Consider the following 11,270-nt stretch of genomic DNA (forward strand, 5'->3'; position numbering starts at 1 on the left):
GTTTTTCATGGAGTTATAATGAATAATCCTCCTTTAGTAATCGTATGGATGTGTACTTATAACCATATAGATTATATTGAACAAGCTGTTGAATCAGTCATGAGTCAAAAGACAACATTTACATTTAAATTGATTCTTTTAGATGATTGTTCGATTGATGGTACGAGAGATAAGTGTTTTGATCTTCGACGTAGGTATGGCTCTAAATTGGAGTTGATTCTTCCTGAAAAAAATACAGGGGGAAAATCTGTTATTGATGATCTTTATCCTAGATGCCTTAATAGTGGTGCTAAATATATTGCTCTTTGTGAAGGCGATGATTATTGGACTGATGAAAATAAGCTACAAAAACAGTTTGAAATGTTGGAAAAACTACCTGATCACGCCGGTTGTTCACACAATACTAAAGTTATTAAAAACCAAAGCAAAAGCGACAACGAATATATTGTTAATCAAAGTATAAAAAATACTTTTACGATTGACGATTTTACAAAGGGACTAGCATATTTTCATACATCGTCGATGTTATATCGAATAAATATGATGAAAAAAATAGATTTTGACTTCTTTAGGGAAAATCCTGGCGACTGGCTCTTATTAACATTGATGTCGGAACTTGGTCCGATTCACTATATTGATGAATCTATGTCATCGTATAGGATTCACAAAAATGGCGAGTGGAGTCGTTTAAGTAAGCTATTTCAATTAAAGAAAAACTTAGAATCGATCGTTAGATATAATCGTGGCTTTAGACAAAGATATGAACAAAACTATATGCCGTTATACATTAGATCTTCCTTATGTGAATACAAGAATTATAAGCAAGAAATTATTGAAAATTTGAATGTTTTTGAATACAACGAGCTTTTAAAGTTAGTTGAGTATTTCTATGAACATAATCAATCTAGTGAGAAAAGGATTAATGAAAATTCTGAAGTAATACAGAGTTTGCAGTTGTCAATCGGCTATCAGCAAGATGAAATAGACCTTTTAAAAAGCAAAATAAAAGGTAAGGAAGATTTCATTGAGGTCATGCAAAAAAAATTAGAAGTGAAAAATTATGAAATTAGAGCTATAAATGACCAAGTTATTGAAATGAAAGCTATAAACAATCAATTACTTGAACGTCTAGATAGACCTACTTTTTTAAATAAACTATCAAGGCTTTTTATAAATATATATAAACGTTGCCTTGCTATTTTTTCCTGATCTTTTAAGTCAAATTTAATACCTTAGCGATTGAAAACAGTTTTTGCTAAGATTTAATCATAGGGCTAGTTATGAAAAATCAACATCTTACGATAATGAAACATTACGAAAAATGTTTAGATTTATATGGTGACACTCATTTAGGTGTCGATTGGCCAAATAAAGAAGATGCGAGGTTACGATATGCAATTATGAAAGATTTAATTGTACAAGAAGATCTTAACTCGCGTATTTCCTTGTTAGACTTTGGCTGTGGGGCTTCTCATTTTTTTGAATACTTGAAAGATGTAGAGCTTAATAATGTAGATTATTCAGGCCTTGATATATCAAGGAAGTTTGTGACCTTGTCTAAGGAGAAATTTCCAGGCAACAGCTACTATTGTGTTGATATATTAAATAACGATACCGAATTACCACAGTTTGACTACGCTATTCTAAATGGAGTATTTACTGAAAAATGTGACCTCTCATTCGAAGAAATGTTATCCTTTTTCAAAGCTGTACTTACTCGTGTTTTTGCAAAGGTAAATATAGGTATGGCGTTCAATGTAATGTCAAAAAATGTAGATTGGGAGAGGGATGATTTATTTCACCTTTCTCTGGACTTGCTCACAGAGTTCTTGTCAAAAAATGTCTCAAGGAAATATATCATACGGAATGACTATGGTTTATATGAATATACAGTTTACGTCTATAAGTAGGGACTAGTGATGAAGCCAATTGTTGTATTTGGGGTTGAAGACTTTGCCGAACTTGCGTATTACTATTTGACTACGGATTCACCTTACAAAGTAGTTGCTTTTACAGTCCATGAAAAATACATGAAATGTAAAAGATATAATAATCTTCCTGTTATACCTTTTGAAGAGTTGGAAAAAAAATACCCTCCAGAACAATATGATTTGTTTGCGCCAATGATGGCAAAGAGAATGAATACTCTAAGAGAAAAAGTATACTTAGAAGGTAAAGAAAAAGGGTATGACTTCATTTCGTATGTCAGTTCAAAAGCTACAGTTTTTAACAATGTAATTGGAGAGAATTGTTTTATATTGGAAAATAATACTATTCAACCATTTTCTGTAATTGGGAATAATGTAGTGTTGTGGAGTGGGAACCATATTGGGCACCATGGTATAGTTAAAGACCATGTTTTTTTTACTTCACATGTCGTAATGTCAGGGCACTGTGTAATTGGCGAGAATTGCTTTCTAGGTGTTAATTCGACTATAAGAGATGGTTCCAATCTAGCCAAAGGCACACTCTTATCAATGTCTTCGTGTCTAACTTTAAAAGAAACAGAAGAGTGGGGAGTGTATATCGGTCATCCCGCAAAGAAAAAAGGGACTCGTTTTAGCTATGACGTATTTTAATCATTATAAATGGGAAAAGGTGGGGCTGATATATAAACCCAACAACACTATACCTTGGAGTGTTACTCATGCCCAAGCTCCAGTTGCTGATTATATTGAAGATAAGAATATTATACGTGTATACTTTTCCACTAGAAATATTGATGGTTTAAGTCTACCAACATTTGTCGATCTTAATGCAGATAACCCTTTAGAAATTATTCATATTAATGAAAGCCCTCTACTTGACCTTGGAAGCTTAGGTACATTTGATGATAGAGGTGTAATGCCATCATGGGTTGTTAATCGAGGTGATGAACGATGGTTATATTATATCGGGTGGAATGTAAGGGATAATATTTCCTATCACAACAGTGTAGGTTTAGCAATCGCTTCTTCTTCCGATGATAAATTTGTTAGGTTCTCCGAAGGGCCGTTGTGGGATAGAGATTGGAAAGAACCTTATTTTTCGGCGTCTACTTGCGTTTTATTTGATGATGGTGTTTGGAAAAATTGGTACTTATCCTGTACTGGTTGGAAGGTTGTCAATGGTAAATCGGAACCACGTTACCATATCAAATATGCTGAGTCTGAAGATGGGATCAATTGGGTCAGAGAAGGAAAAGTCGCTATAGACTATAAAAATGAGGAAGAGGCAGGTATCGTAAAAGCTTCTGTAGTCAAAGAAAACGGAAGATATCGAATGTGGTTTTCATACCGTAATTTCACAAACTATAGAACTGATCCAAAAGCTAGCTATCGTATTGGATATGCCGAGTCGAAGGATGGCATTGTTTGGAATCGAAATGACGACCTTGCAGGAATTGATATTAGCGCTTCGGGCTGGGATTCTGAAATGATAGCATATCCCCATGTAATAAAAGTAAAAGAGAGTTATCTTATGTTTTATAACGGTAATGGTTTTGGCCGATCAGGCTTTGGGTATGCTCGTTTGTTGAAATGATAATTATCGTTCGATATTGAATTGAAATTTTTGTTTTATTAGTTTGTAAAATTACAAATGGATTTTAAATGTTATTGAGAAGTCTATATTATTTGTTCCCTAGGTTTATTCGTCACCAATATATTGACAGTATTATATTCTACCGCCATGTTTTTTTTAGGCTAATAAGTTTATTTAAATCTAAGGAAAATAAACCCGAAGAAAATCGTTTCGATGTAAGACTAGTCGGGGATTTAGAGTTATTGGGGGGGGGATGTGAAATTATCCAACATGTATCTGAACGCTATGCAAGTGTACAAGGTCCACTCTTGTATGTAGATAATCAGGAATGTAAACGTTCATCGCTTGAAGGTAGATTACCTGATACTAAAGTTGTGCGTTTAAGCGGAGTTCAGGTTATTGGTTCTACAGATGCTGTAATTTCCGGAATAAATATGTACCATCATGAATTAAGCCTAATGGAAAATATTCATGATTTAAAGCGGCCAGATATTTTCTTGAAATATGAAGAACTGGAAGGTTTTGATTTTCAGATTTCGTTTATTCGTGAAAAGTTAACTCTAGATGGATTAGTGGTAAGTTTATTAAAAGAACATTCGACTAATTATTATCACTGGGTTACAGAAGTTATACCAAAGCTAGCTAATATGATGGAGTATATTGAATCTAAAGATGAAAAAATAACCATTTTAGTTGAAGAGGGAACCCCTCAACAAAGTCTTTCCCTTATCGAACTTCTCTTGTCTGAGTTAAAAAATACTGAATATCATCTCTGTCACGTAAAAAAGGGTCAGTTAGTTTATTGCGAAAGTTTAATCTATTGTACTCCTTTATGGACTTCTCTTGATAATACTCGGTCTTTGCCTAATCCGAAAAAGGAATTTTTTGTTTCTTCTGATTGTTTGAAAAAAGTTAAAGATAAATTGTCAAAAAACACACTATCGAACAATTATATTTTGAAAAATAAAAAAATATACTTACAAAGAGAAAACACCAAGCTAAGGAAGCTCAGTAATGTTCTAGATTTAGAGAGGTTACTGTATAGGAAAGGATTCGACTTTGTTGATCCTGGCTCTCTTGATTTTTTTGAGCAGTATAATTTATTTTCGCAAGCTGAAGTTATAGTTGGTGCTTCTGGTGCTGCCTTTACCAATTTATTATTCATGAAACCAGGTAGTACAGCTATATCACTATACCCATCGGCACAAAGCACTAACTATTATGTATTTCAGCCCTTAGCTGATGTTTCAAATGTTCATTTGATTCACTTCCTTACTACTCCTGACGATAACTCAAACTCTGTTCACGGTGATGCGAACGTAGATGTCAAAGAACTAGAAAAACTATTGGAAAAACTTGATGATTAAAACATTTAAATTCAATGTGCTTGGTGACGATAGAGGATCATTAGTTTCTCTCGAAGAATTGGGTAACATTCCCTTTGAAATTAAGCGTGTTTACTATATTTTTGATACAAAGAGCCAAATATCTAGAGGCTTTCATGCTCACAAAAAATTAGAGCAAATGGCGATTTGTGTGAAAGGTAGCTGTAGAATTGTCTTAGATGATGGTCAGTCGAGAGAGAGCGTTGTACTCGATAGTCCAGAACAAGGGTTGTATATTGATAATAACAAATGGCGAGAAATGCACGATTTTTCAAAGGATTGTGTTTTGTTGGTACTCGCGAGTAATATTTACGATGAGTCAGATTATATTCGTGATTATGAAGAATTTTTAAGGTTGGTAAACTAATGACTATACATAAAAGTGCGATCGTATCGAAAAAAGCAACGATTGGTAAAAATGTAACTATCGGAGCCTTTAGTATAATTCATGACAATGTAGATATTGGAGACAATACGGTTGTCGAAAGTAACTGTGAACTAGGTGTAGAAACTTCTTTATCAGGTAATAGAAAGTTAGTTGTTGGTAAAAATTCACATATTCGCTCATACAGTATGTTTTATGAGGGTTCGACTTTTGATGAAGGTTTAGTTACGGGTCATCGAGTTTCTGTTCGAGAGAAAACCGTCGCTGGTAAAAACTTTCAAATTGGAACCCTATCAGATATACAAGGGGATTGTGAATTTGGTGATTATGTGAGGCTTCACAGTAATGTTCATGTAGGAAAACTTTCAAAAGTCGGAGATTACGTCTGGCTATTTCCCTATGTTGTCCTTACGAATGACCCGCATCCGCCAAGTAACGTAATGCAAGGCGTTGTTATTGAAGACTATGCTGTGATAGCTACAATGTCCGTAATATTACCGGGAGTCACGATCGCTAAAGGTTGTTTAGTTGGAGCAAGTTCAACAGTAGCTAAAAGCACTCAAGAAGATATGCTTTATTCTGGTAATCCAGCGAAATTAATCGGCCCTGCCGCAAGAATACGCTTGAAAGATGGTAGCCGCAAGCCAGCTTACCCTTGGGTTAATCACTTCCATAGAGGCTATCCAGATGATGTCGTACAGCAATGGGTAAAGGAGAGTAACTAAATGTATGATATTCACGATATTGAAGTTGGGATGTCCGCATCATACTCTCAAACTATTTCTGAAGCTGATGTAAAGCAATTTGCTGGCTTCTCTGGAGATAGAAACCCCGTTCATCTTGATGAAGTTTATGCTGAAAACTCTCGTTTTAAGAAAAGAATCGCTCATGGCATGATTAGCTCTAGTTTTTTTTCCGCGCTGTTTGGAACTAAGCTGCCAGGTGAAGGCTGTGTCTATGTATCTCAATCCTTGAAGTTTAGGAAGCCCGTTTACATTGATGATACGGTTGTTGCTACTGTAGTTGTAAGCGAAATTGATATAAATAAACGTCGCGTTTATTTTGATACGTATTGTAAAGTGGGCAAGCAAAAAGTTATAACCGGCCAAGCAGAAATATACATTCCAGAGTAATTATGATGATTCCATTTTTAGACTTAAAAAAAATTAACGAAAGATACAAAGACGAAATTAAGGCTTCCTTTGACAAGGTTATTGACTCTGGTTGGTATATCATGGGAAATGAGCTCGAGCAGTTTGAAAGAGAGTTTTCAACTTATTGCCAAACGAAGTTTTGTATTGGTGTCGGCAATGGGCTAGATGCTCTAACGCTTACTTTGAAAGCATGGAAAATTATGGGGTTAATCGATGATGGTGATGAAGTTATTGTCCCTTCTAACACTTTTATTGCATCGGTGCTTGCTATTTCGGAGTGTAATTTGACTCCTGTATTAGTTGACGCAGACCCAAATAACTTTAACATCGATGTTTCCAAAATCGCTCAAAAAATCACATCAAAGACCAAAGTCATACTTCCGGTACATCTGTACGGTCAATTAGCTCCAATGAAAGAAATTTGTAAGCTAGCTGAAGATTATGACTTGTTGGTGCTAGAAGATTGCGCACAAGCACATGGAGCTATGATTGATGGGAAAAAAGCGGGATCTTGGGGTCATGCTGGTGCCTTCAGTTTCTATCCAGGGAAAAACTTAGGGGCTCTAGGTGATGCCGGTGCAATTACAACAAGTGACGAGAAGCTAAAGGAAATAGTTTCTGCATTAAGAAGCTATGGCTCTCACATAAAATATGAGCACATTTACAAAGGTGTGAACAGTAGGTTGGATGAAATACAAGCGGCTATTTTAAGAGTTAAGCTTAAGTACATTGATGAAGATATTAAAGATCGTCAAAGGGTTGCACGTTATTACATTGACAATATTAATAATGATTTAGTAAAACTCCCTGAATGGGAATATGAAGAAAGCCATGTTTTTCATTTGTTTGTTATTAAGACATCGGAACGAGAAAAGTTGAGTGAATACTTGTTAGAAAATGGTGTTCAAACTCAAAAACACTATCCTAAATTTGTCAATGAACAGGTAGCGTACGCCGAAATAGATCATGAAAATGAAGTTAGAGCTATTTGTGATGATATTTTAAGTCTACCGATAAGCCCTATTTTGACTGAATCAGAGCAAAAGCATGTAGTGAACCTGATCAATAACTGGTCTAATTAATTATGAACGAATCGAGTCTTCCTCTAATTTCAATATGCATGGTTACTTATAATCATGAAAATTATATTTCAGATTCTATTGAAAGTTGTTTATCTCAAACTTATAAAAACTTTGAGCTAATTATTGTTGATAATAACTCTACAGATGGTACTGTTGAAATAGTAAGAAATTATGAATCTGAAAGCAATAAAATTAAATTAATTGCTCTGGATAATAATACCTTCCCTTCACATGCATCTAACTTGGCAATTAGATCTGCAAAGGGGGTTTATATTACTTTACTTTCAGGTGATGACCTTTATTACAATAACAAACTAGCAATGCAATTGAAGTTGATGCTTGAGAGTGGGGCTCGTTTTTCTTTCACTTGGGTCGACACAATTGATGATGAAAAAAATATATGTGGTCACGAATTATCTAAAATATTTAATAAGGATTTTAATAGTTTAGAGATAAAAAAACATTTCATTGATTGTGGAAATATGTTGTGTGCGACTTCAGCGATGTTACATAGAGGCATCTTTGAGGAGTATGGTTATTTCGATGAAAGGTTACTTCAACTTCAAGACTATGACATGTGGTTAAGGTTATCTTCTACTGAAGATATTACATTACTTAACCATAAATTGTCTGCGTATCGGGTGAGAGGAGACGGTGAGAATTTGAGTTTGGCTATCAACGACTCAAAGTTTTTCCGAAGTGAGTATGAACAGTTTCGCGTTGAACGTCGATTTTTAGATTTTGACCTAGAAGTATTGTCATCTGTCGTATGTTCTAAGTGTTCTGACTCCTCTAAATATCATAAATTACATGATTATCTAATTAGCATCGGTAAATTTGCATCGGCTAAGGCAATACTCGATGAGTTCTATACTCGTATTGGCGCTAATATTAATTTCCCTTCTGATAACTACAGTAAATTTTTTGACTTATACTCAAGATCTGACTTCTTCAGAAGCAAAGTTTTAGATGAAGTCAGTATTTTGACAGGTAAAAATAGCTCGTTAAATCATAAGGTTGAATTGTTAGAAGAGCAAGTCAATGCTCTTGATAGCACGGTTAACCGTTTAAGTGCTATTGAAAACTCTACTACTTGGAGAGCTGTACAGCCAATTATAAGTGTATTAATTAAACTGAAGAGAGCAAAGAGTCTCGTTCTTTATCTACCACGCATTATCCGTCAGAAAGGTCTTAGAAATACCCTAAAATATGCTTTTCAAGTCTTTAAGTCAGGCGGGCTACGCACCCTCGTACATACAGCTTTAAATAATTCAGCGAGAGGACATGTCCATAGTTTGACTGAGAGAGACTTTATCAACAAGCCTTCAGTATTAGCTCATGAAGTTTGTCTAAACTCCGTGACAATCATAGCTGAGTTAAGTATACAACAGTGTACTAAATACAGAGTTACACAGAAAAAGGAAATGCTGGAGCTACTAGGTTTTAAGTGCGAAGTGGTTTCTTGGACTGATTACTATCAGTCGAGAACGAGTATATCCCATTCGTCAGTAGTTATTTTTTATCGGGTTCCGAGCACTGATACTGTATTGGCTTTGATTGAAGAGTGTAAACGCCTCAATGTAAAAACTTTTTGGGAAGTCGATGACCTTATCTTTAACGAAGCTATACTAGCAGAAAGTAAAACTGTTAGTGATCTCTCGAGTGAAGTTAGAACTCAAGTTTTGGAAGGCGCTAATTCTTATAAGCAAGCACTTCTTGCGTGTGATATGGCAATTGCTTCGACCTCTGGTTTAGCTGAGTCTATGAATGCTGAAGGAGTTGAAAATGTTTTCATACTTGAAAATTGCTTAGATTCAGAAACTCTTCAGCTAGCTAATGAGATATTAAAGAGTTCGGAAAAGAAACAGAAAATAGATAATAAGATTAGGATAGTATATGGGTCAGGCACATCAACTCATAATATTGATTTCGAAGAAGCCGCTTCGTCTATTGCGAAAGTACTGAGAGAAAACTCTCAGGTAATTTTTAGAATCATAGGTTTACTGGAGCTACCATCCAGCTTTGATGGCCTTGATGCTCAAGTAGAACGCTTTGAACTTTGTAGCTACTCTGAGTATTTACGCTTGCTATCTGAGTGCGATATCAGTATTGCACCCTTAGAGAAATATATATTTAATGAAGCTAAAAGTAATATTAAATATATCGAAGCATCTATAGTAAAACTTCCTTCAGTATCGTCTCCTTTGAGTGCCTTTATCGATGTCATCGACGATGGGGTAAATGGTTATATAGCTAGTGATCAGGTTGAGTGGTTTGACAAGCTGACAAAGCTTGTTTGTTGTGAGCAAACGCGACAAGACATGGCGATTAATGCAAATACTACAGTCTTGGCCCGCTATAATACAGAATCGATAGCAAACACTCAGTTAATGCCAATTGTAAGAGACTATAGTTGTATTAAGACCAAACCAAGAATAGTTGTATTCAACGTTTTTTATTCTCCAAGGTCTTTTGGTGGTGCTACGATTGTCACAGAGCAAATAAATAAGCTTTTACAAAAACATAAAGGCTATGAAGTGTATGTGGTTACTACTCTTCCTGTTGATGATGCTTTACGAGCTTACGAGCCTGTTCGTTATGAGGTAGAAGGTGTAACTGTATTCGGTGTACCTGTACCAAATGAGGATATGGAACTTTACAATAACAAATCAATTGTAAAGCCAGTAGCAAAAATATTAGAGGTGGTTAAGCCTGATCTGGCTCATGCACATTGCTTGCAAGGACTGGGAATCGGTGCTCTTCAAAGTTGCATTGATAAAAATATAAACTATATTGTTACTGTTCATGATGCTTGGTGGTTATGTTATAAGCAGTTTATGATCGATTCAAAAGGTGAGTTCTGTGGTCAAGATAAAATTGATTTAAGCAAGTGTAAGAACTGTACAGATAATCAAAAAACGCCTTCACTTCGAGATGCTGAACTCAGGCACTATCTCAAAAATGCATGTGAAGTTTTAGCTCCGAGTAGTTATACTGCAGAGCTTCATGATCTCAATAATATGCACCCTAAGCCTTTAACCGTTGATAGAAATGGTATTCTTATGCCTAAAGCATCAATAGTTAAAAAATTTGACGGTAGTATAACTTTTGGTTATGTCGGCGGAAATACTCCTATTAAAGGCAGCGACTTGGTATTAAAAGCTTTCTCTAATGTTAATAATTCTAAAGCTTTTTTGAAAATAGTTGATAATATGATAAATTTAGGACATAAGTCTTATCCGGATCATGTTGTATCTAGCATAAATAACTGCACTATAGTTCCTGGGTATAACCAAAATAATATTGATGATTTTTTTGAATCTATCGATGTGTTGTTATTCCCCTCAAGATGTAAAGAAAGCTTTGGTCTTACCGTCAGGGAGGCTATTGCTAGAAATGTTTGGGTTATTACTACTGATTCCGGTGGTGTTACAGAGTGTATTATTGAAGGAGAAAATGGGAATGTTATTCCATTTTCTTCTGATTCAAAGAAGTTAGAGAATGCAATAAATAATGTTATCACCCATTATGAGAAGCTGAAGCTTGGAGATGATGTTGACTTGCCTAAAGATTCAATCGCATATTTTAGTGATCAAGTAGATAATCTTGATGGAATATACAAATCATACCTTTAATAATAAATGATCTGGTTGGGTTGAATTATATAATTTTTAACCCACTCCTTAATTGAGAAATTGTCGTCATTTTATTTTTCGGTTGTTATTAGTTGTGGTTATAATCA

10 protein-coding genes are annotated in these 11,270 nt (G+C 35.0%); all 10 read left to right on the forward strand.

Translation table 11 applies throughout. The features are described 5' to 3' along the window. Positions 1-18 precede the first annotated feature (18 nt). The 10 genes from AB4513_RS18630 to AB4513_RS18675 all read left to right on the forward strand — a co-directional run bounded on the left by AB4513_RS18630 (position 19) and on the right by AB4513_RS18675 (position 11,163). Positions 19-1,209: a glycosyltransferase gene (locus tag AB4513_RS18630; protein ID WP_102257562.1), complete on the forward strand. Its 1,191-nt coding sequence runs from the start codon at positions 19-21 to the stop codon at positions 1,207-1,209. Positions 1,210-1,280: 71 nt separating this feature from the next. Further along, positions 1,281-1,910, forward strand: a complete 630-nt coding sequence (locus AB4513_RS18635; RefSeq protein ID WP_009847945.1) for a class I SAM-dependent methyltransferase — start codon at positions 1,281-1,283, stop codon at positions 1,908-1,910. A gap of 9 nt (positions 1,911-1,919) precedes the next feature. Then, the gene (locus AB4513_RS18640; protein WP_009847944.1) at positions 1,920-2,579 is read left to right on the forward strand and encodes an acetyltransferase; all 660 of its coding nucleotides are present in this window, start codon (positions 1,920-1,922) and stop codon (positions 2,577-2,579) included. Then, positions 2,566-3,522 (forward strand): hypothetical protein, encoded by a 957-nt coding sequence (locus AB4513_RS18645; RefSeq protein WP_009847943.1) that lies wholly within the window; start codon positions 2,566-2,568, stop codon positions 3,520-3,522. Before AB4513_RS18640 ends, AB4513_RS18645 begins: the two co-directional genes overlap by 14 nt. 68 nt (positions 3,523-3,590) lie before the next feature. Further along, on the forward strand, positions 3,591-4,889 hold the full coding sequence (locus AB4513_RS18650) for a DUF563 domain-containing protein (protein ID WP_009847942.1): 1,299 nt from the start codon (positions 3,591-3,593) through the stop codon (positions 4,887-4,889). Further along, positions 4,882-5,274 carry an FdtA/QdtA family cupin domain-containing protein gene (locus AB4513_RS18655; RefSeq protein ID WP_009847941.1) on the forward strand — a complete coding sequence of 131 codons (393 nt, stop codon included), beginning with the start codon at positions 4,882-4,884 and terminating at the stop codon, positions 5,272-5,274. Before AB4513_RS18650 ends, AB4513_RS18655 begins: the two co-directional genes overlap by 8 nt. After that, on the forward strand, positions 5,274-6,017 hold the full coding sequence (locus AB4513_RS18660) for an acyltransferase (RefSeq protein ID WP_009847940.1): 744 nt from the start codon (positions 5,274-5,276) through the stop codon (positions 6,015-6,017). Before AB4513_RS18655 ends, AB4513_RS18660 begins: the two co-directional genes overlap by 1 nt. After that, positions 6,018-6,425 (forward strand): MaoC family dehydratase, encoded by a 408-nt coding sequence (locus tag AB4513_RS18665; protein WP_009847939.1) that lies wholly within the window; start codon positions 6,018-6,020, stop codon positions 6,423-6,425. It abuts the gene before it with no gap. Positions 6,426-6,430: 5 nt separating this feature from the next. Beyond that, a complete protein-coding gene (locus tag AB4513_RS18670) occupies positions 6,431-7,528 on the forward strand; it encodes a DegT/DnrJ/EryC1/StrS aminotransferase family protein (protein ID WP_032555314.1) in 1,098 nt (365 codons plus the stop codon). Positions 7,529-7,530: 2 nt separating this feature from the next. Beyond that, positions 7,531-11,163, forward strand: a complete 3,633-nt coding sequence (locus tag AB4513_RS18675) for a glycosyltransferase (RefSeq protein WP_083784128.1) — start codon at positions 7,531-7,533, stop codon at positions 11,161-11,163. Positions 11,164-11,270: the final 107 nt, after the last annotated feature.

The organism is Vibrio sp. 10N.222.54.E6 (assembly GCF_041473955.1).
Taxonomy (GTDB): domain Bacteria; phylum Pseudomonadota; class Gammaproteobacteria; order Enterobacterales; family Vibrionaceae; genus Vibrio; species Vibrio tasmaniensis_A.